This is a genomic window from Adhaeribacter radiodurans (assembly GCF_014075995.1).
Lineage (GTDB): Bacteria > Bacteroidota > Bacteroidia > Cytophagales > Hymenobacteraceae > Adhaeribacter > Adhaeribacter radiodurans.
Window position 1 is genome coordinate 5356968 of sequence record NZ_CP055153.1, and the last position, 22267, is coordinate 5379234.

Here is a 22267-nt window from a genome sequence, read left to right on the forward strand (position 1 = left end):
AATGCTTTTACAAGATTATGTTTGTTCTACAAGACTTGTTAAAATCATTAAGTAATTCGTGTTAAACCTGGTCGCCACTTCCATTTTTAATCTTTACCGAAATGCCTTCGGCGGCTTATCGCGAACTGCCTGGATGCTAGCTTTGGTTATGTTTATCAACCGGAGTGGGGCTATGGTTTTACCTTTTTTAAGTGTATACTTGACCGAGTCCTTGCATTTTTCTGTGCAACAGGTAGGTTTTACGCTTAGTTTATTTGGTTTAGGCTCTATGTGCGGATCATTTCTGGGTGGTTGGCTTACCGATAAGTTTGGTCATTTTTGGGTGCAGATAATGAGTTTAATGCTAGGAGGCGGCTTTTTCTTTTTACTACTAATCCTTAAAACTTTCCTTTCATTTGCCTTTGGGATTTTTATACTTAGTTTAACTACGGAATGCCTGCGCCCAGCCAACGCAGCATCCGTTAGTTTTTACACCAGTAATACAAATATTACCCGTGCCTTTTCCCTGAACCGGATGGCTATTAATTTAGGATTTTCCATTGGTCCGGCGCTGGGTGGTTTATTGGCAGCCATTTCGTATCAATGGTTATTTGTAGCCGATGGATGCAGCAGCCTGGTAGCTGGGTTATTTTTCTATTTTTACTTTCGTCATCGTTCAAGCCGGCAAGCAATTCCTAAAACAAAGGAAAAAGCAACTCTAATTTCAAAGCAATCGCCTTACCACGACCGAAAATTTATAGCATACACATTTTTGAGTTGCTGCTTTGGAATTGTCTTTTTTCAGTTTTTTTCCAATTTGCCGTTATATTACCGGCAAGTATACTTTCTGCCCAAAACCACCATTGGAATACTATTCGCCCTTAATGGGATGGTGGTTTTCTCTTTAGAAATGATATTGGTATACCTGCTTGGGCAACGTTACAAATTGGTGCACTTAATCAGTTTAGGCACTTTGCTGGCAGGTTTTTCTTTTGTGCTATTCAATTGGTTTAAGGGAGTATGGATTTTATACCTGGCCATGGTTTTGTTAAGTATAGCTGAGATTTTAGCAATGCCCTTTATGGCAACCGTTCCTGTACACCGGTCCAATGAAGAGAATCGGGGTGCCTACATGGGTATGTTTAATTTATCTTACTCCGTAGCTTTTGTAGTTGGTCCGTACTTGGGCTCCAGTCTTATTACGCACTTCGGGTTTACGGGGCTTTGGTGGTTTACAGTTATTTTGGCTGCCATTGCCTCCCTAGGTTTTTGGCTCTTAGTACCCAAAATGGAAAAAGCAGTAGAGTAAAGACCGTACTTATTGACACCTTGCTATTTAGTTCAACACCAAAAAGAAATTTACTTTCTAGCTGTTTCACATTATTTTAAAGATATTCAAGGAGTAAAATTAGTTTAAAGTAAATCTGCATCTTTTACAGTTGTCCTTCTAAAAGAAACGAATCTGCTACGGAGCTAAATAAATTCCTTCGGAAGGAAATAAATATTTAACTTATTCTTAACTAAGCACTTATTACTTATATTTTAAAAGCATTTACTAATTTTTAAATGCTCAGCAATCTAAAATTTGCGATGGAAAAGTACTTTCTTTTTCTAAAAACACCCGGCTACTAACTTACCTATTATACCTTTAGAATGAAGATAAGGTAGTTTCTTGTAGGTAAAAACAAGTCAAAAAAATAAGAACCGCAGGTTCTCTGCGGTTCTTATTCTATTAAATTTGAATAAAGAAAAACTTATATTTTTTAATAATGGCTCCTTACTATACGTGTTCTTTAAAATACTCTAACGTAAGTTTCAGGCCTTCAGCGCGGGATACTTTAGGCTCCCAACCAAGAATCTCTTTTGCTTTTGTTATATCCGGGCGACGCTTTTGCGGGTCATCTTTTGGTAAAGGTTGGTAACCCAGGTTAAGCGGCACCCCAGTAATATTACAAATCTCTTCAGCAAACTCTTTAATGGTAATTTCATCGGGGTTACCAATGTTTACCGGTAAAGGATAATCACTAAGTAATAACCGGTAAATACCTTCTATTAAATCATCTACGTAACAGAAAGAGCGCGTTTGTGAGCCATCTCCGAAAATAGATAATTCTTCGCCCCGTAAAGCCTGGGTAATAAAGGCTGGTAACACCCGACCATCATCGAGGCGCATACGCGGACCATACGTATTAAATATCCGGACAATGCGGGTTTCTAAGCCGTGGTGCATGTGGTAAGCCATTGTCATAGCCTCCTGAAAACGCTTGGCCTCGTCGTAACATCCACGAGGACCCACTGGGTTTACATTGCCCCAATATTCTTCTACCTGGGGGTGAATTTCCGGATCGCCGTATACTTCTGAAGTAGAAGCAATTAACATGCGGGCGCCTTTGTTTTTAGCTAAACCCAACAGATTATGCGTTCCCAAAGACCCTACTTTGAGGGTCTGAATGGGGATACGCAAATAATCGATGGGGCTAGCCGGTGAGGCAAAATGCAGGATGTAATCCAAATGCCCGGGCACAAACACGTACTTGGAAACATCGTGGTGATAAAACTCGAACTGCTCGAGCTTAAATAAATGCTCGATGTTACTTAAATCACCGGTGATAAGGTTATCCATGGCAATAACATGGTAACCTTCCCGGATAAAGCGGTCGCAGAGATGCGACCCTAAAAAGCCGGCACCGCCGGTGATCAGTACACGTTTTCTTGTCATTGAAGGATTATACGGTTGCTACATCGTGAAGATTCGTCTTCACGCCGATGCAATAATACGCAAATCCTGCTTCTTGGATTTCTTTGGCTTCATAAATATTTCGGCCATCGAAAATAACTTTGTCATTCATTAACTTACCTAATACTTTCAGATTCGGAGTACGGAACTCTGGCCATTCGGTAATAATTAATAATGCATCGGCATCAATCAAGGTATCGTGCTGATCATTCGCAAACACAATGGTATCGCCTAAGCTGTGTTTCGCTTCCGCCATAGCCACCGGATCGTAAGCCCGCACGTTGGCACCGGCCGCTAATAATTTTTCAATGATTACCAAAGATGGCGCTTCGCGCATGTCATCAGTTTTGGGTTTAAAGGAAAGGCCCCACAAAGCAAAAGTTTTACCGGCAATGTCGCCGCCAAAATGCTCCATTACTTTGTTGAATAAAACCGATTTCTGATTTTCGTTTACTGATTCAACAGCTTTCAAAATCTGCATGCTATAACCATTTTCGGAAGCGGTTTTAATTAAAGCTTTTACGTCTTTCGGGAAGCAAGAACCGCCGTAACCAATACCTGGGTAGATAAACTTATTACCAATCCGCGGATCGCTACCAATACCTTTCCGAACCATGTTTACATCGGCACCCATAATCTCGCACAGGTTAGCAATATCGTTCATGAAAGAAATTTTAGTAGCCAACATAGAATTAGCGGCATACTTAGTCATTTCAGCTGAAGGAACATCCATGAAAATAATCGGGTGACCATTCAATAAGAAAGGCTTGTACAGACGGCGCATTACTTCTTCGGCACGGGCAGACTCTACACCAACTACAATACGATCTGGTTTCAGGAAGTCGTCAATAGCAGCACCTTCTTTTAAGAACTCTGGGTTAGAAGCCACATCAAATTCTTCGTACGAATTGCGTAAAGCTAATTCTTCGGTAATAGCTGCTTTTACTTTAATAGCAGTACCTACTGGCACGGTACTCTTGGTTACTACTACAATGTAGTTATTCATGTATTTACCAATGCTACGGGCAACAGCTAATACATATTTTAAATCGGCGCTGCCATCTTCGCCGGGAGGGGTACCCACCGCAATAAAGGCAACGTCCGCGTCCTGAATACTAGATTCAATGTCGTTAGAAAAGTGCAGACGGCCTTGAGCAGTGTTGCGCAACACCATTTCTTCCAGCCCTGGCTCATAGATCGGTAAGATACCTTTCTTGAGATTTTCAATTTTTTTAACGTCAATGTCGATACAGGTAACTTCCATGCCCACTTCGGCCAGACAGGTTCCAGTAACCAGGCCAACATAGCCTGTTCCTACAACTGCAATTTTCATATTAATTTAAGTTATGTGTTAGAAATTTTTGGTTATACAAGTTTTTACGATATAAAATTACTAATTATTTTTTGAAAGAAAGAAAAAAGATGAAAAACGGTATTCTTTATAGCTAATTTAACATTTGGATAATACAATAATGATAAATTTTAATAAGGCAAACACTATATTCAACTTAAATGATTCATTTCTAAATAGTAACGTCTTTATTGGATATTACTAAAAAGGAATTTTTATATATTTGCCAGTCTTTACAATTATTGTTCCGTTTTAGTTAAAAAGCTTTATAACTGCCAAAAATTTTCAATTATTTAGTAAAATAATCTTAATACGTATAAACTATTAGGTGTTATTAGCCCAATCTCTAAGTATAAAAATTCTTTTTAGCACCATTTAGCAACTCAAACAGGTGCCGCGTGAAGAAAAATTAAAGTAGCAATAAGTAATTCTTTCTTTTTTAAGAAGAGTTTAATCTATGCCATCCATTTTTTCCACCAATGCTGAAACACAATCAACGCCCAAATGCGGGCATGAACATCTTCGGGATTGGAGGAGAATAATTTTGCCTTGAGCTTGCGGATTTCATTTACGCTAAAAATATCCTGAGCATGAATCAAATCATCGGAAAGTAGTTCGTCGGTAATTAAGGGCCGAAGTTCATTGCGGAACCATTTGAGCAGAGGAACTTCAAAACCTTGCTTGGGTCTTTTGTACAGTTCGGCAGGTAATAGCGGGCGAAAAGCATCCTGCACAATTTTTTTCTTTATCCCGCCATCAATTTTAGAAGATTGAGGCAAAGAAAAAGCAAAATTAACTACTTTATAATCCAGAAAAGGAGTGCGTACTTCTAAACTATTGGCCATCGACATTAAATCTACTTTTGTAAGCATATCGTTGGGTAGCACTAATTGCATGTCGGTATACAGTACTTCGTTTAAGTCACCTTCCTGGTGAATATGTTCCAGAATCCGCTTTTTCCTTTTTTTGTAGATATTTTTGGACAACGCCCGGCGAATGCGCTTACTTAATAAGTGATTGGCTTCATCTTCGTCGGCGAGGGTAGCCCAATTGTAGTAACGGTCTTTAGCGGATACCAACATACCTTCAGCAAATCGTTGGTACTGCCGCACCCGGTTACCCATAGATGAATTGCGCGATTTAGGCAGCACATCCCAAAGTGGTCCTAAAAAAGTAACCGCTTCGGCCAGAAAGCCTCCTTGCCGCACTTTAAAATCGCCCATGTGCTTATTATAACCGGCAAATAATTCATCGGCTCCATCACCGGATAAGGCTACGGTTACTTTTTCGCGGGTACGTTTGCTCAAAATATAGACTGCCAAGGCGGAAGAATCGGCGAAAGGTTCGTCGGTGTAATTTAATACATCGAACAAATGATCGTACAAATCCTGGTTAGTGAGTGAGAAAACGGTATGGTTGGTTTTATATTTATCTGCTACCAAATTTGCATATCGGGTTTCATCAAAAAATGGCTCGTCCTGGTAACCAATAGAAAAGGTGTTTAAATGTTGGGTATGCCGCGAAGCCAGCGCCACAATTACGGAAGAATCAATACCGCCACTTAAAAAAGCGCCTAAAGGTACATCGGCAACCAGGCGGCGCTGAACGGCTTCATCTAATAAAGTAACGAGCTTCTTTTGCTGATCCTCGTACGATAAATCATTTTTCTTAATCTTTTTACGATCGTAAGGAATACGGTACCAAGCTTTTTTAAGAACCCGATTTTTTTTAATATATAAGTAGTGACCCGGTTCTAACTTTTTAACCCCTTTAAAGATAGAGGCTGGTCCCGGAATATAATTAAACTGTAAATACTGGTACAACGAAACAAAATCAATTTTACGCTGAATGCTAAAAGCCAGCATAGCTTTCATTTCCGAAGCAAATAATAGCTGATCTTCGTCTTTGTAAATGAGTAAAGGCTTTACGCCCATCCGGTCGCGGGCAATAAACAAAGAGTCTTCTTCTTTATCGTAAATGGCAAAAGCAAAAAAGCCATTTAGTTTTTTCAAAAGATCTTTTCCTTCGGTGATATACAGCTTTAATAAAACTTCGGTATCAGTTCCGGAGTAGAAGGTGTAGCCATTCTGAATTAATTTTCTTTTTAGCTCTAAAAAATTAAAAATCTCTCCATTAAATACGATGGTATAACGTCCTGACTCATCTACCATGGGCTGCGCTCCATCGGAACTTACATCCAGAACAGATAACCTCCGATGCCCTAACCCTACTTTGTCGTATACATAATGACCTTGAGAATCTGGTCCCCGGCTTTCAATAGCATCGGTTGAGTCTTTTAACTTTGTAATTGATTCGCGCCCTTTGTCGCTAAAAGCATATACTCCTGATATTCCGCACATGAGGCAAAATTACTAGATATCCCGAAACAATTTAATACAACTTATACCTTATTCACTTACTTGTCAGCATTCTACTTCGAATACTTCCTTAAAAACCATATTTAACTGATTACTTTTTATTTTGTGAATACACTTTTATAAACCATTAACAGATAAATCTACCTTTCGCAACTTATTAAATATTAAAAATAAACAATATTACATAAATCATAAAACGACTCTTGCTTCTACAGGGTTCCGAAATTGCTGTTTTATAGTTTGGTTTATTCTGGTTATTAGCCTTTTAATAAAGTAAAACTGAATTATAAATTCCACTAACTTAAGCTAAATGAAGCTTTCTGTTAAGTGATAAATGCCATTAATTTAAGATGCTAGGATTGAATATAACCACCACTTAGAAAAGCAATTAGATGAATATTTAATTATAGCAGCTTATTTTATTCACACATTAATCCACATTCGTCCTTATTTATCGTGGATAAATTTTAAAGAATGAATCGTTTCTTTGCACTACCGGAATTTTTATTTTTACCTATATCGCCAAACGTGCCGGACTATGTTGCAGAGAGAATTTACCAGAACCTACGTTATTATCTTATTAGGAACTTTACTGGCAATGGCTTCATGCCGTTCTGCTAAACCTACTTTTAGCTTTGGTCAACGGCCATCAGGCACGGCTTTAGACACCAGCCAGCGGATGTTGGAAAAAGCTTTTTTAAAAAAATCGCGCAAACTCGATCGGGTAGCGCGCCGTATGGAGCGCCGAAATGCCCGCTATGCCAAAACGCACCTCGACCGGAAAGTGGCTAAAGTAATTCAGGTAGCCCGCTCCTACCGTGGTACGCCTTACCGGTTTGGAGGCACCACCCGCATCGGCATGGATTGTTCTGGTTTATTGTGTACTTCCTTTAAAACCATTAACGTAACATTACCTCGTAACTCTACCGATCAGAGTAAATTTGGCCGCACGGTACGAACCAACGACATCCGGGAAGGCGATTTGGTTTTCTTCGGCGCCAACAAGTTTAGTAATAAGATTACGCACGTGGGCATGGTTACCGATGTAAAAGGCAAAGACCAGGTAACGTTTATTCATGCTTCTTCTACTTTAGGCGTAATCGAAGATAATTTGTACTCCCGCTACTACCAGAAAATCTTTATTAAGGCTGTTCGGCCAAAAATTTAAAATTTTATCTGTCTCATTTATCAACATTAATAATAAAGTAAACAGAAACTTTATAATATAACGCAGCTTTAAAGCCTTTATCCTTCCATTTGCAGAAAGATAAAGGCTTTTGATTTTTATTGCTACTCCCTCCTAACACGCACTTGCAACCTCCTTCAGTAAGGACTAAAATATTTTATCCGGCAGACCTTTTTTCTTTGTTCTAAGCCCTACTCTTAACTTCCTATAAGTCAATCAATTTTAATTTTTCAAACAAACCTTTACATTTATTAATATTTTTTTAACATAAAAGCCAAAAACTTAAATTAAATTTGTATTAAGAAATTTTAAAAACTTAACCTAACTGCATGATTTAAATACTTTCAACCAGTATCAATACCTAATAACTAACTCATAAGTAATTAGTTAAAATAACCTAGTTGCTTAATTCTCGTTTCAATTTTAGTCCTAATTCCTTTTCCATTCGCGTAAACAAACAATAATTTACAATTCTTTATGAAGAAGTACTTACTTACTATCCTCTTCTTGTTACTAGGTGCAGCCAGCCTGTACGCCCAGGTAACAACCAGTAGTATTACCGGTTCTGTAAGAGATGCTACCGGCGAAGCCTTAATTGGGGCTACGGTAAAAGCTACCCACCAGCCCTCCGGTACGGTGTACGGTACCGTTACCAATGTCGACGGACGTTTTAACATTCAAAATATGCGGGTAGGTGGCCCTTACGCCGTAGAAGTGAGCTATATTGGCTTTCAAACACAAACCTATAATAACATTTCCCTTGCCTTAGGGGTGCCTTACTCTTTAGATGCCCGCATTGGGCAGGCCAGCACCGCGTTGCAGGAAGTAGAAATTACCGCCGACCGCACCGACGTGTTTAACGCCAATAAAACCGGGGCCGCCACCAACATTGGTACGCAACAAATTGCTACTTTACCCACGGTAACCAGAAGTTTAGAAGATTTCACCCGTTTAACTCCCCAAGCCAATGGAGTAGGTTTTGCCGGCCGTGATAACCGTTATAACAACTTACAAATAGATGGCGCTAACTTTAATAACGCTTTTGGTTTAAGCGCTCAGGATTTATTACCCGGTGGCGCTACCCGGCCTATTTCGCTGGATGCGGTAGAAGAAATTCAGGTAAACATTGCGCCTTACGATGTACGGCAATCGGGTTTTACCGGTGCAGGTATTAATGCCATTACCCGGAGTGGTACCAATAGCTTTACCGGTTCGGCTTACACTTTTTTACGGAATCAAGATTTAAGGGGTACAAAAGTGGGCGATGCCGAAGTGGTAAACCCCGATAACAGAACCTTCACCTACGGTGCCCGTTTAGGCGGACCAATCATCAAAAATAAATTGTTCTTTTTTGCTAATTACGAACACGAAAAAGAAACTTTTCCGGGTATTACCTGGGTAGCTAGCCGGCCGGGTGCTACCGGTAACGTAGCCCGTACGACCGTAGAAGATTTAGAACGGGTTCGCCAGCACCTGATATCTACTTACGGCTACGATCCGGGAGCTTATGAAAATTACGCCAATAAGTTTACCAATCTTAGTGACCGTTTAATCGCCCGCCTGGATTGGAACATTAACGAGACGCACAAAGCTAGTCTCCGGTATACCTACGCCGAAGGCACCAGCGACCAGGTAGTAAATGACAATTCCGGCCCGAACCCACGTTCTTCTTCTTCCCGGGTTGGTTCTAACTCCCTGGTTTTTTCTAATTCAAATTTTAGCTTCTTAAATAAGATCAGCTCCCTTACCGGCGAATTAAACAGTACGATTAGTAACAAATTATCTAACCAACTATTAGCTACTTACAGCCACAGCCAGGCTACCCGTTCTTTCCCGGGCAACCGGTTTCCGTTTGTCGATATTTGGCAAGGGGGCGACCAGTACATGAGTTTTGGTACTGAACTGTTTTCTGGGGATAACGATTTAATAAACGATAATTACAGCTTTATCGATAACGTAACGTATTTAGCCGGCAAGCATACCATCACGGGCGGTATCAGCTACGAGCAAATCGAATACGGCAATAAATACCTCCGGATGTCTACGTCTTATTACCGTTACGCTTCCGTGGACGATTTTATTAATAATGCGCAGCCTACTTCTTACGGCATTACTTACCCGTACGGCGACCCTTACGAAAGCATTACTTTTGGTTTAGCCGGCGCGTATATTCAGGACCGGGTAGCCTTTAACAACCGGTTCGACCTTACTTATGGAATTCGCGCGGAGCTACCTTTATACCTGAACGATTTAGGTGCGAACTCGGCCGTAGATAATTTACAATTGTTAGATCAGGATGGCAATGCTACTACTTACGCCAGCTCCCGGTGGCCGAAGCAAAAGATAATTTTGTCGCCGCGTGTTGGCTTTAACTACAATGTTTTTGAAGACGGTTCTTTAAAACTACGCGGTGGAACCGGTATTTTTGCCGGCCGGGTGCCGTTTGTATTTTTAACCAACATGGCCGGTGGTACCGGTTTAACTAAAAACAACTTAGAGCCGGTTCCGGCCACAGCTTTAAATACCATCCGGTTTAATCCGGATCCTTTGTATTGGGTACAGAATGGCCCGGAAGATGTATTCTTACCTACGCCAAGTTCAGGTATTCCCAGAAGTATTTCCGTGGTTGACCGCAATTTTAAAATGCCGCAAATCTGGCGTTCCAGCTTTGGCGTAGATTATGTAATTCCGGGTACTCCTTTAGTAGCCACCGCCGATATTTTGTATTCCAAAGACATCCAGGGCGTTTACATGTATAACGCTAACCGGAAACCGGCTACGCAACAAATGAATTACTCCGGTGACAATCGGGATTTCTGGGGTGGCAGTGCCAATGCCAGTTACACTGCTTCTACTGGAAGTATTGCTGCTGTATTGTCGAACACTAAAAAAGGCTACTCCTTTTCTTCGACTGTAGGGGTTACATTGCCTAACCAAAATGGCTTCTTTGGTAACGTTGCTTACACCTATACCCAAGCCAAAGATATTACAGGTAACCCCGGTTCAGCGGCGGCTTCGGCCTGGTCTAATAACTACTCCATAAACGATCCGAATGAGCAACTGTTAGGTATTTCGCAGTACGCCAGTCCGCACCGCGTAATAGGTAGCATTTCTTACCGCAAAGAATACCTGAACCATTTAGGTACTACGGTTTCTTTATTCTACGAAGGTTCGCATCAGGGTCAGGGTAATGGCGGCCGTTTTGCTTACACCACTCGCGGCGACCTGAACCAGGATGGCGTAAGCTTAGACTTATTGTACATCCCGAATAATTCTTCGGAGTTAAACTTTGCCCCGCTTACCGTTGGAGATATAACCTTTACCCCGGAGCAGCAAAGAGCCGCTTTTGATGAGTTCGTAAATAACAGTAAATTTTTAAAAAATAGCCGCGGCGGTTACGTAGAACGGAATAATGGTTTAATGCCGTGGTTAAACCGTTTTGATTTCCGGTTATTACAAGATGTTTTCACGAACATTGGGGAGCGCCGGAACACCTTGCAGTTAAGCCTGGATATTCAGAACGTAGGAAACCTGCTAAATTCTGATTGGGGATTAATCCAACAATTAAACGGTGGCTCTAACTTTAACTATCCACTATTAAACGTAGCCAGTGTAACCCCTGAGGGAGTTCCCGCTTTCCAGATGATTACCATCCGGAACGAGAACAACCAAACGGTATTACCTACCTCTCCTTTCCGTAACTACCTGGCAACTACCAATACCTGGCGCATGCAACTTGGTTTACGGTACAGTTTCTAAGGAATAATTTAAAATAAAAAAGCCCACCAGAAATGGTGGGCTTTTTTATTTTAAATTATTTTTTACTTCACCTGTTCTATTTTTAAAACTTTCTTTTACTTTTGTAGCACCAAACGCAAGGGGGATTAGCTCAGCTGGCTAGAGCGCTTGCATGGCATGCAAGAGGTCATCGGTTCGACTCCGATATTCTCCACAGATTAAAAAGCACTTATAGATAAATTTCTGTAAGTGCTTTTTTGTTCCTAAAAAATTCACTTACAACTACCCTTTATTTCAAGAAAATGGTTTTACTAGGTATTTGTATAGTGCTCCCCAATTAATTATAAGGCATTATCTCAACTAAGTAGTTCTTGGGCATTCTCATAGTTCAGGGTATGTCGTAACTACCTTAGGTTTTATTACATTTAATTTCTGATGAGTAAGAGTCAGCCGGCAAGTAGCTGCATTTTTGGTTTACAGGTGGCAGTTGAAGCATACCTATTAAATTAAAAAGCCTTGCACTACTATAAAATACGCCAACTTTAAAAGTAACTTAGCAACCCAAATAGTAAGGCTGCAATTGGTTTCTATAAACCACTCCATTATCCTAAATACATTTAACTGGAAAAATATTACTAATTGTACTTCATACTGTTATTTTCTCTCCTTAACTTCATTCGTTAATTATTTTCATTCATCCCTACCTCAAATCAAACATGAAAGAAAAAGAAAAAATAACGACTGGCCGTCGCGATTTTCTTAGGACAGGTGCCCTGGCTGCGAGCAGCTTTTTTATTTTTCCCCGGCACGTACTCGGCAAAGGGTTTATTGCGCCGAGCGATAAATTAAACATTGCGGGCGTAGGAGTATCGGGCAAAGGATTTTCGGACGTTAATAATGCGTACAACAACGGAGCCAATAACATTGTGGCTTTGTGCGATGTGGATTGGAACCTGGCCAAGGAACAATTTGAAAAACACCCGAAAGCCAAACGCTACAAAGATTTCCGGCAAATGCTGGAAAAAGAAAGAAAGAATATTGATGCCATTACCGTATCTACCGCCGACCATACCCACGCTTTAGTAGCCTTAGCGGCCATGCAGTTAGGAAAACACGTGTACGTGCAAAAACCCTTAACCCACAACATCTACGAAGCACGCTTATTAACCGAAGCTGCCCGGAAATACAAAGTAGTAACCCAAATGGGAAACCAGGGTGCTTCGAACCCGGCGCAGCAACAAATGATAAAATGGTTTAACGACGGCGTTATTGGCGATGTGCATACCGTACACGTTTGGACCAACCGGCCGGTTTGGCCGCAAGGTATTCCGGTGCCACAAGCTACCGGGACACCTCCCGACACCTTGGACTGGGATTTATGGTTAGGGCCAGCCACCAAAGTGGGTTATACGCCGGCATACCATCCGTTTAAATGGCGGGGCTGGTGGAACTTTGGTACGGGTGCCCTTGGCGACATGGGCTGCCACCTCATCGATCCGCCTTTCCGGGTATTGGGTTTAGGTTACCCTACTGAGGTAGAAGCCAGTGTAGGTTCGGTGTTCCTGAAAGACTGGACTCCGGAATATTTACCCGAAGGGGCACCACCATCATCGCACGTGCAGTTAAAGTTTCCGGCCACCGCTAAAAACAAAACTCCCATTACCATGACCTGGTCGGATGGTGGTCTGCGGGCATTCCGGCCGGAAGTAATACCGGCGGATGCGGAACTAAGCGAACCAGATGGCAGCAATGGCGTGTTTATGGTTGGTACTAAGGGGGTTATTAATTGTGGTACGTACGGCGTTAACCCAAAAGTTTTCCTGAACAACGGACAAGTAATAAACAGCAGCGGCGAAGGTTCCTCTACTAATTCGTCGGTACCGGAGTGGGGCCATAACCTGGCTTGGCAAGAAGCCTGCAAGGCCGGTTTCAATAGTGCCAAGCACAAAGCTTTAACTTCGTCGTTCGACTACGCCGGACCACTAACTGAAACTGTGCTTATGGGTAATCTGGCTATCCGTAGTTATAACCTGCGCACTCCTACCGCCGACGGTAAAGGCTTTAATTATCCGGGTCGTAAGAAACTGTTGTGGGATGGACCCAAGACCCGCATTACCAACTTTGAAGAAGCGAATCAGTTTGTGAAACGCGAGTATCAAAATGGTTGGAAACTAGCTTAACCTTCGGTAACATTCGGAATAAGATAGTTTATCCTTCTATATTAGAACCGTTTTTATTTTATTTAATAATATATTTTTTTATCATCAAGCTCTGCCTTATGGGTCAGGGCTTTTTGTTTTTATTTAATTAGTAACGTTATACTTGCTAATAAGAACCTACAGAATAAAGTACCCAATTATACAAGTAAGGATTTCTAAATAATCATCAGGTTAACCTCAAGCACAATATGTATCCTCAGATATTGTGCTTTCTATTTCTAGTAAAAAACCATGATTAAATATGTAAGAGTTGGTTTGGTCTTATTGTTTGTTATCTGCATGGTGGTGGCAGCAGCCCTATGGCAGGGCCTTCCCTCTTTTCTGTTTGCCTGGATTTTAAACTTCATGCTCATGACGGGTGTTTTATACCTCACGCAAACCTTTCAACCGCCATTAACCTCGACTTATTACCATTCAAAAAGATGGGAGGCAGATGGAAAGCTATATGAATGGTTCGGGGTTCTTGGATTTAGGAAAATCCTGGTCTGGATTGGGTGGGAGAAACTTCAAAAAACGGCTTATCCGGTAAAAAAGAGTTTAACAGCGTTAAAACATTTAGAGTATAGTACCCGGCAATCGGAATTTGGGCATTTAATTATATTTTTTATCGTATCGTTCTTTATCCTTTTTGTAGCATTAAAAGAGGGAATTCAGCATTCACTATGGCTAATTTTTCTAAATGTAATTTTCCATGTTTACCCCATTGTAGTTCAACGGTATAATCGGCCCAGGCTGCAAAAAGCAATACATAGAATTCAGAGTTTATTTTAGAATTAAAACGAAATGAAATTTATTTTACTTTTATCGGTAGCGCTCTTATGGGGAATTATGGATAGCTCTGCCCAAACAATTGATGGAACTGCGTTAAAAGATTTAGCTATAGAATATGTGGAAATTGTGGGACAAACAAAGGTGTTATCCAATCGGCAGTTTGTTGAAATAGCTTACGGACAAGAAAAAGCTTCTGGACTGTATTCTTATTGAAACATGAAAATTAAAGATATGAAGGGGAAAGATATTCAATTTAATTATATGGTGGAAGCTTTAAACTTTATGACCAAAAACGGTTATGAATTTATTCAGGCTTATACTTCTATAGAGGAAGAACAAAGTATTTACCACTACTTATTAAAGAAGAAAAATTAATCTTTGCCTGATTTTAACGAAAGCACCTAAACGTACCTTATTTATAATTTTATTGAACAAAATAGCAGTTACTGGCAATAATCCTTCTGCATGGTTATTGTGATGCTCTAATTGCATTGTTAAGGATAATAGATTTTTTTAAACTTTATACTTAACTTATTCTACGGCCAGTAACTGAAAATCATTGTTCGGAATGTGTTCACGCGTTATAATGCGGGCTATTTGTTTTACTACGTCAGGGTGCGCCGCGCTAATATCTTTTTTCTCAGCAGGATCAACAGTTAAATTGTATAACTGAATCGGACTGTGGCGGTCTTTTTTCACGTTTAATCGTACGCCTTTCCAGTTGCCCAAACGCACGGCTTGCCGGCCACCGTCTTCGTGAAATTCCCAGTATAAAAAGTCGTGCTGCGCTTGTTTTTCTTGGTTCCGGAGAGTAGGCAAAATCGAAATTCCGTCCAGGTTTTTAGGTACAGGTTGGTTTACCAGCTGCGCAAAAGTGGGCAAAAAATCCCAGGCAGCTCCCACAAATTCCGATTGCCGGGCTTTTTTGATTAAAGCTGGCCAACTCACAATCATGGGTACCCGGATGCCGCCTTCGTACAAATCGCGCTTAATGCCCCGAAAGCCGCCGCTGCTATTAAAATATTCCGGTTGATTTCCCCCTTCGCGGTGCGGACCGTTATCGCTGGTAAAAACAATTAACGTATTTTTATCGATGCCCAAGGTTTTTAGTTCTTTTACTACCTGCCCTACGTAGTCGTCGAGGCGGGTAACCATAGCCGCGTAGGTGGCGCGAGGGTAAGCCTGAGGCTGATAACCAAGGCCATTCCAGGTGGCCGGTACAGTTTGGGGTTGCTCGTTAAACTGCTTTTTGTAAGCTTCAAAAGCTTTATCGCCAGCTGGTAGTTGTAGGGCGGCGTGCGGCAAAGTGTAGGCCAGGTACAGGAAAAAAGGTTTTTTGCTATGAGTGGTAATAAAAGCTAAAGCTTTTTCCTGAATTAACTCGGGGGCGTATTGCGGTTGAACTGTGGTAGTATTGGTTAAATTAACGCGTTGCTGATTGTGCCACAAATGATCTGGAAAGAAATTATGCGATTGCCGCTGGCAGTTATAGCCATAAAACTGGTCAAAACCTTGCTGGGTAGGTTCCCCCGCCGAACCCGGAGAACCCAACCCCCACTTGCCAAATAAACCCGTAGCATATCCCGCTTTCCGGAACATTTCGGCCATGGTAAAAACTGAATCCGCTAAGGGAAACTGGCCTTCGGGTTGGATCTCGTAATTCCCGCGCACTGGCGTATGGCCTGTATGTTTGCCGGTTAATAGCGCTGCCCGGGAGGGTGCGCACACCGAGGTACCCGCATAAAACTGAGTAAAGCGAATTCCGTTGGCCGCTAGTTTATCAATGTTAGGAGTTTTAATTAATTTTTGGCCGTAAACGCCAATATCGCCGTAGCCTAAATCATCGGCCAGAATAAAAACCACATTATGCTTATTCTGAGCAGCACAGGTTAAGGAAACTAATACAACTAAAAAGAATAAATTTACTTTTTTCAGCATAACAAAACAGCCATTATTTACTTACTAATAACTTTTGTGCATCCGTGTCTTCGTACTTATTAATTAAGCTAGTCAGTTGGTTTTGCAGCGTAGCGGTAATTTTTGCGTAGCCTTTCTGACCGTATAAGTTATGCATTTCTTGCGGGTCTTTTTGCAAATTGTACAGTTCCCAACTTTCTACGCGCTTATAAAAGCGAATTAGTTTATACTGGCTGGTTTTTACACCAAAGTGCGGCGAAACGGAATGTTCACCATTTTCATAGTAATGGTAATACAAAGCTTCCCGACCCTTGGCATTTTTATTTTTTAAAATTGGCAACAGCGACTGGCCTTGCATCTGGCGCGGCACGGGCAAACCGGCGGCATCCAGCATGGTTGGGGCAATATCCATGTTCATAACCATGTCGTTAGAAACAGTACCGGGTTTTATTACTCCCGGGTAACGCATCACCATGGGCGTCCGGAAAGACTCTTCGTACATAAAGCGTTTATCAAACCAGCCGTGCTCGCCCAGGAAAAAGCCTTGATCCGACAGATAGATTACAATGGTGTTGTCGGTTAATTTATTATTGTCCAGGTAAGCCAGGGTACGGCCAATGCTGCGGTCCAGGGAAGCGGCAGTACTCAAATAATCGCGCAGGTAGCGCTGATATTTCCACTCGGTTAAAGCATGCCCAGTCAAATTACGGGCTTTTAAATCGGCCTGAATGGGTTGGTAGTACGCATCAAATTTGGCGCGTTGGGCAACGTTCATGCGGGTAATGGTGCCGTCTTTAATTTCTTCGCCGGCCGGAAACATTTTTAAATCGTAGCCCATCAGCATGGTTTTTTCTACGCTCATATCCTGTACCCGAGCTGCTTCCCGGTTTTCGTAGGTGTCGTAAAAGTTAGCCGGAACAGGGAAGGTAACATTATCAAACCGGCCCATATCTTCGGGGGCGGGCAACCAGGTGCGGTGAGTAGCTTTGTGGCCAACAACGAGGCAAAACGGTTTTTCGGGGTTGCGTTTCTCCAGCCAATTTTCGGCTACATCGGCCGTCACATCCGATACATACCCTTCTATCCGTTTCTGGCTGCCATCCATCATTAAAAAATCAGGGTTATAATAGTGGCCCTGAGCAGGCAGAATTTGCCAGAAATCGAATCCTTGAGGCTGGCTTTCTAAATGCCACTTGCCTACCCAAGCGGTCTGGTAGCCGCCGGCCTTTAATTGTTTGATAAAAGTATCCTGGCTGCCGTCGAAGTGTGAATTTTCGTTGTCTTTAAAACCGTTTTTGTGGCTGTACTTGCCCGTTAAAAGTACCGCCCGGCTAGGCCCGCAAATAGAATTAGTAACGTATGCTTTTTTAAAAATTACACCTTCCCGAGCAATACGATCAATGTTGGGCGTTTGGATTAATTTGCTGCCATAAGCACTAATGGCTTGGTAAGCGTGGTCGTCCGAAACAATTATTAAAATATTAGGTTGCTTTTTCTTTTGTTGCGCAAATAGGTAAAAGCTGGTTAAAAGGCAAAATACTAATAAGAATAACTGTTTCTTCATCTGCTTTTAATTTGCTCGGATACTATCTAATCTGCCGGTTATACTCAACTTTCTACCTCGGTAATCTTCCAAGTTTTTAAAAATTGAATTTCCGGCCGAAATATATAACATTCCGCCCAACCTTAATATTTTACTAACATATCTTTATCACTCTTCCAGTTTTCTACCGCTCAACAAATTATATAAAGGATACTCAACTACTTTCTGCTGAAAAAAGTAAAAATTAATTGGTGGCACTTGATTTCTGGTTACCTATTGTTGGCATTTACTTACCATGCTGCCGAATACACCATGCGTTTTTACCGGAATATTCCCTTGTTCCTGGGTTTACTGTTGGCTGTAGTAATAGGAACCTATGCGGTGGCAAAAAGACAAGGTTTTAAAGGGCAAAGTGCCTGGCGACTGCAAACCAATCTCCGTACCCTAACCTGATTGGCTATTGGTTTATAAATAGGATTAATTATTAATAGCATTGCTTTTTTAGTGAGCCTTTGGCTTACATAGAATCTATTTCGACAGTACTCAATTTGGCTAAAATAATGACTGGTACCTTCAATTTTAGTATAGGTTCCTTCCTGCCTTCAATGGCCGAAGACATTTTAACCTGAGGATATTTATATAAACATTTTAAGAATAAAACGTCCAGTTTGGGTTTTATACTTTTATCATCTGATTTTTATATTTTGAACCACATTTATGCCCTGAGTAATGGCCCTACGCAGTTCATTAATTTATTTGTAATTGGGCTAATGCTAACGCTACCTTTAATAAACACCCAGAATTTGTGGTACACGGTGGGTGCCCACTGGGCAGGCAACATTATTTACCGGTTCACAAATAATGTTGTTACCTTGAAAGTGGCTTTAATCCGTTTCCGGGAGTTTGGGAACTTACTTTATTATTAAATATTTAGTTAAAAACAGCTCTATTCAACCTTTATAACACACGAACCGTTACTATCCTCATTCAGGCGCAGCATCTACTGTTTCAACATTTTACTGCGGTATATAACCTGATCATCCTTCTCCAAAATAAAGTAATACTGACCAGGAACTAATTCTTCCAGGTTAAGCCAATATTCATTTTGTTCCTTGCCGGGCAAGTGTTCCATTAAGATGATTTGACCTTTAGAATCGAAAATCTTTATTAAGGTTCCTTTTGGCAGAGGAGTACTCCATGACAGGATTGCTTTTGTCTTTACGGGGTTCGGGTAAAAGGAAAATGAAGAAATTAAAACAGTTTTGACAGTGATGATTTTAGAGTAAACAATCTGACCATCAAAATCTATTTGCTGTAAACGATAATACAACCACTCAAAAGAAACCGGTTTATCGAAATAGGTATAATGCTGAACTTGCCGGCTGGTACATGCACCTTCAACAAATCCAATGTTTTCGAAAAGAAGACCATCAGTGGAGCGTTGAACAATAAAACCTTTATTATTTACTTCCATGGCGGTTTCCCATTGTAACTTTACCTCGCCAGCTCTCTGATTAGCCTTAAATAAAATTAAATTTACCGGTAAAGGGGCATTTACTACGGCAGTAACAGTTATGGGAGTAGTGGAACAAGTACCACTATTAGCAACTACGGTATACTCTCCGGCATTAACAGCAGTAGCATTTGGAATAGTGGGATTTTGCAAATTAGAAGTAAAGTCATTTGGTCCCGTCCAGGAATAAGTTACCCCTTCTACGTAGTTGGCTTTCAGTTTCAGCGTTTCACCTGTATTTACAGGATCTACACTTGCCCCGTAAAGGCTCGTTAAATCCCCCGGAGAAATCTCAGTAGAATAATAAATATTTATATCATCTAATTGGCCTTGAAAATAATCACTGGTTGGGTCATCTGGCCAACCGCCCAAATTATCAAATCCGATGCGCCAATAACCGGGAGCCGCATAACTCTCTCCTTTTTTTACTGATTCATCACTGGCTTCTAATTTTCCATCAATAAATAATTTTATCCCACTCGGTGCCAAAGTGGCCACCACGTGGTGCCACTCGTTATCGTTAAAAGCCTCGGGAGACTTTATAATTTTATGGGTGTCTAAGTAAATTCCAAAAACTACCTGCCCCGAGTTCGTCATATAAATGTGCCGATCATATTGACTACTCGGACCGGTTTGACTAGTACCTAAGCCAAGCATCTTTCCCCCCCATGCAGTATTAGTTTTAAACCATAGACTTAAGGAAAACACATTAGTACCTTCGATGTTCGTAGGAAAAGAAGTACTGGTAGTAATATAATCGCCCACGCCATCAAAGCTATAAGCACTATTAGGCCGGTTGTACCGATCCGCAACCAGGATAGCTCCATGAACTATTCCATTATTGCCTTGGCCGGTAGCATCCAGCGGATTACCGTTAAATGGATAAGAGCTGGTTAAACCCGTTGTAGCCACCTGCGCCAAACTATTAAAATTAGCCGTAACCGGTGTTCGTTGACTTTCTTCTCCCTCCGGACTTACTGCGGCTACATAATAGGTAGTAGTAAAATTGAGAATAGGTGTGGTATACGTAGTGCCCGAGGTATTTGCAATCGGAGTTCCTCCCACCGGAACCGTGTACCACCGGTAAGTGCCCCCGGAGGCAGTTAAAATTACCGGTTCGCCGCAACTAAAAGCCCCTGATGTAGCTGGTACCACGTAAACAGGTACTACCGAAGAATTAGTAACAGAATTATTTTCATCGTATATCCGGGCGTACAAATTGTAATTACCCGCCGCTAAATCGGTTAACGACACCGTATATGTAAATGGCTCGGTCGTTCGCGTGTCCAAAACGATATTATCAGACACCAATTCAATTTTAGAAATGGGTTCAGTAACTGAGGCAGCATTGATGCTCACGGCTAAATTACCCGGTGCTGTATAAGTAACTCCTGGAGCAGGTGCCTCAATAACAGAAGGTCCACTCGACCCATTAACTTCAAACTCCCAAAGCGAATAACCATATTGCGTCGAACGGCTTACCCCGTACATTCGTATATAACGCCCGGAGCCAACCAACCCGGTTAGGTCATTGACTAAGTTGTTGCCTAAATTAGCCGGATTGGTTTCGCTGGCAATCGTGGTCCAGGTACTGGCATCATTAGAAACCTCTATCCGGAAGTTAGAAGCATAGGCCGTTTCCCAGGTCAGTTTAACACGTTCAATGGAGTAAATATCCCCTAAATCCACGTATAGCCATTGTGAGTCTACACCTTGTTGGCTTTCCCACCGGGTACCCAGGTTGCCGTCGAAAGCGTTGCTCGCCAGTACCCCATTATTATTAGTGGTAGAAGCAACAGCCGGCCGGTTTAAAGCTATATTTAAGGCATTTACTGTAATTGTAACCGGGGAGGAAAAAGCCGCGGCATTTTCGTTATCTATGGCTTTGGCCGTAATAGTATGGGTGCCCAAGGTAGGATTGCCCCAGGTAAAAGTATAAGGAGCAGTGGTGGTGCTTCCTAACAAAGTAGTTCCGTTATAAAATTCTACCTGGCTAATGGTTCTGCCCGAAGCGGCATTGGCCGTGGCACTTAAAAGAATAGTGGTTGGCAGATTATAAATGGCATTATTTGCCGGCGAAGAAAGACTAACAACGGGAGAATTATCTATACCATACACTCCCAATTCAAACAAAGAATAGCCGTAGCCAGTGCCCCGAACTGTACCATATACGCGCACGTACCGCCCATTTGCCGAAACGGCAAAATCATTGATAAGCGTGTTATTGTTCGTAACTGTTTGAATGGGAGACCAGGTAGTACCATTATCGGAAACCTGGATTTCATAATCTTTCCCGTAAGCATTTTCCCAAACCAAACGAACCCGGCTAATGCTTTGCACCACTCCTAAATCTACCTGGAGCCACTGCGGATCACTGGAATTACTTTCCCAACGGGTATTTTCATTTCCGTCAACGGCCAGATTAGCGTTATTGCTCCCCACCGCAGAAGAGGCAGTAGCTGCTTTATTCAAGGCCAGGTTAACTGTATTTTGAGCAAATGCAATCGAGCAAGAGAAAAAGAAGGTGGTGAAAAGCGCATAAATCATAACGGCGAACCAGGTACTTCTAATCTTTCCAGCTACGGCCAGGTACTGTTGAATTACCTTAAAAAAAGATTGCTCCATATACGCTCTGCCAGCTTCGATCTAAGAATTAATCGTTTAAAGTAACCTGTTGCTAACCGTTATGATTGTTTGTATTTTCAAACAGAAAGAATACAATGCCTCTGGTCCTACCCTTGCCATAAAACTATTATTACCGCTTTTCAATTGGATAGCACCTAAAAGTAAGGAATAGTTAAAATATATAAGCAGTTCAGGTAAACAAACTACTTATAGCATATAAAAAATACAATAATTTATAAATAAGCTTAAAACTTTAAGTTGCCTTTAGGTGACTCCCTAGCAGAAAATAGATTTAATAATTAGTATTAGT

At 41.4% G+C, this 22267-nt stretch carries 14 protein-coding genes, 1 tRNA gene and 1 pseudogene; 10 read left to right on the forward strand and 6 right to left on the reverse strand.

Translation table 11 applies throughout. The features are described 5' to 3' along the window. Positions 1-58: 58 nt before the first annotated feature. Positions 59-1288, forward strand: coding sequence for an MFS transporter (locus tag HUW48_RS21415; RefSeq protein WP_246343569.1), 1230 nt, complete (start codon positions 59-61; stop codon positions 1286-1288). A 471-nt stretch (positions 1289-1759) separates the two neighbouring features. Here the strand turns inward: HUW48_RS21415 and HUW48_RS21420 are convergent, their stop codons facing one another. The 3 genes from HUW48_RS21420 to asnB all read right to left on the reverse strand — a co-directional run bounded on the left by HUW48_RS21420 (position 1760) and on the right by asnB (position 6427). Further along, complete coding sequence (locus tag HUW48_RS21420) at positions 1760-2698, reverse strand: UDP-glucuronic acid decarboxylase family protein (RefSeq protein WP_182412869.1); 939 nt, start codon at positions 2696-2698, stop codon at positions 1760-1762. Between the two features lie 7 nt (positions 2699-2705). Beyond that, positions 2706-4049, reverse strand: a complete 1344-nt coding sequence (locus HUW48_RS21425) for a UDP-glucose dehydrogenase family protein (protein ID WP_182412870.1) — start codon at positions 4047-4049, stop codon at positions 2706-2708. Positions 4050-4522: 473 nt separating this feature from the next. Continuing rightward, positions 4523-6427: an asparagine synthase (glutamine-hydrolyzing) gene (gene asnB / locus HUW48_RS21430; protein ID WP_182412871.1), complete on the reverse strand. Its 1905-nt coding sequence runs from the start codon at positions 6425-6427 to the stop codon at positions 4523-4525. Between the two features lie 556 nt (positions 6428-6983). Here asnB and HUW48_RS21435 point away from each other — a divergent pair. From HUW48_RS21435 to HUW48_RS21465, 7 genes are all read left to right on the forward strand, one after another. Continuing rightward, the gene (locus tag HUW48_RS21435; protein ID WP_246343571.1) at positions 6984-7613 is read left to right on the forward strand and encodes a C40 family peptidase; all 630 of its coding nucleotides are present in this window, start codon (positions 6984-6986) and stop codon (positions 7611-7613) included. Positions 7614-8108: 495 nt separating this feature from the next. Beyond that, positions 8109-11390, forward strand: coding sequence for a TonB-dependent receptor (locus tag HUW48_RS21440; protein WP_182412872.1), 3282 nt, complete (start codon positions 8109-8111; stop codon positions 11388-11390). 119 nt (positions 11391-11509) lie between these two features. Beyond that, positions 11510-11583, forward strand: a tRNA-Ala gene (locus tag HUW48_RS21445). Positions 11584-12085: 502 nt separating this feature from the next. Next, complete coding sequence (locus HUW48_RS21450) at positions 12086-13549, forward strand: Gfo/Idh/MocA family protein (protein WP_182412873.1); 1464 nt, start codon at positions 12086-12088, stop codon at positions 13547-13549. Between the two features lie 270 nt (positions 13550-13819). After that, the gene (locus HUW48_RS21455) at positions 13820-14359 is read left to right on the forward strand and encodes a glycosyl-4,4'-diaponeurosporenoate acyltransferase CrtO family protein (protein WP_182412874.1); all 540 of its coding nucleotides are present in this window, start codon (positions 13820-13822) and stop codon (positions 14357-14359) included. Between the two features lie 12 nt (positions 14360-14371). Then, positions 14372-14572, forward strand: coding sequence for a hypothetical protein (locus HUW48_RS21460; RefSeq protein ID WP_182412875.1), 201 nt, complete (start codon positions 14372-14374; stop codon positions 14570-14572). 3 nt (positions 14573-14575) lie between these two features. Continuing rightward, entirely contained in the window at positions 14576-14734 is a 159-nt protein-coding gene (locus HUW48_RS21465; protein ID WP_182412876.1) for a hypothetical protein, read from the forward strand. Positions 14735-14890: 156 nt separating this feature from the next. On the opposite strand, the gene HUW48_RS21470 is transcribed toward HUW48_RS21465, so the two are convergent. Together HUW48_RS21470 and HUW48_RS21475 are read right to left on the reverse strand one after the other, a co-directional pair. Further along, a complete protein-coding gene (locus HUW48_RS21470; RefSeq protein ID WP_182412877.1) occupies positions 14891-16297 on the reverse strand; it encodes an arylsulfatase in 1407 nt (468 codons plus the stop codon). A 13-nt stretch (positions 16298-16310) separates the two neighbouring features. After that, positions 16311-17840, reverse strand: a complete 1530-nt coding sequence (locus tag HUW48_RS21475) for a sulfatase family protein (RefSeq protein WP_182412878.1) — start codon at positions 17838-17840, stop codon at positions 16311-16313. 237 nt (positions 17841-18077) lie between these two features. Here HUW48_RS21475 and HUW48_RS21480 point away from each other — a divergent pair, with 237 nt between their 5' ends. Beyond that, on the forward strand, positions 18078-18272 hold the full coding sequence (locus HUW48_RS21480; RefSeq protein WP_182412879.1) for a hypothetical protein: 195 nt from the start codon (positions 18078-18080) through the stop codon (positions 18270-18272). Between the two features lie 188 nt (positions 18273-18460). Then, a pseudogene (locus tag HUW48_RS21485) lies at positions 18461-18745 on the forward strand (CPBP family intramembrane glutamic endopeptidase); the annotation flags it as partial. A gap of 74 nt (positions 18746-18819) precedes the next feature. On the opposite strand, the gene HUW48_RS21490 reads toward HUW48_RS21485, so the two are convergent. Beyond that, on the reverse strand, positions 18820-21957 hold the full coding sequence (locus HUW48_RS21490; protein WP_182412881.1) for a discoidin domain-containing protein: 3138 nt from the start codon (positions 21955-21957) through the stop codon (positions 18820-18822). Positions 21958-22267 lie beyond the last annotated feature (310 nt).

Coding starts and splice junctions, on each gene's coding strand:
- HUW48_RS21420 (WP_182412869.1), bottom strand. CDS start 2,698: ATGACAAGAAAACGTGTACTGATCACCGGCGGTGCCGGCTTTTTAGGG.
- HUW48_RS21425 (WP_182412870.1), bottom strand. CDS start 4,049: ATGAAAATTGCAGTTGTAGGAACAGGCTATGTTGGCCTGGTTACTGGA.
- asnB (WP_182412871.1), bottom strand. CDS start 6,427: ATGTGCGGAATATCAGGAGTATATGCTTTTAGCGACAAAGGGCGCGAA.
- HUW48_RS21435 (WP_246343571.1), top strand. CDS start 6,984: ATGTTGCAGAGAGAATTTACCAGAACCTACGTTATTATCTTATTAGGA.
- HUW48_RS21440 (WP_182412872.1), top strand. CDS start 8,109: ATGAAGAAGTACTTACTTACTATCCTCTTCTTGTTACTAGGTGCAGCC.
- HUW48_RS21450 (WP_182412873.1), top strand. CDS start 12,086: ATGAAAGAAAAAGAAAAAATAACGACTGGCCGTCGCGATTTTCTTAGG.
- HUW48_RS21455 (WP_182412874.1), top strand. CDS start 13,820: ATGATTAAATATGTAAGAGTTGGTTTGGTCTTATTGTTTGTTATCTGC.
- HUW48_RS21460 (WP_182412875.1), top strand. CDS start 14,372: ATGAAATTTATTTTACTTTTATCGGTAGCGCTCTTATGGGGAATTATG.
- HUW48_RS21465 (WP_182412876.1), top strand. CDS start 14,576: ATGAAAATTAAAGATATGAAGGGGAAAGATATTCAATTTAATTATATG.
- HUW48_RS21470 (WP_182412877.1), bottom strand. CDS start 16,297: ATGCTGAAAAAAGTAAATTTATTCTTTTTAGTTGTATTAGTTTCCTTA.
- HUW48_RS21475 (WP_182412878.1), bottom strand. CDS start 17,840: ATGAAGAAACAGTTATTCTTATTAGTATTTTGCCTTTTAACCAGCTTT.
- HUW48_RS21490 (WP_182412881.1), bottom strand. CDS start 21,957: ATGGAGCAATCTTTTTTTAAGGTAATTCAACAGTACCTGGCCGTAGCT.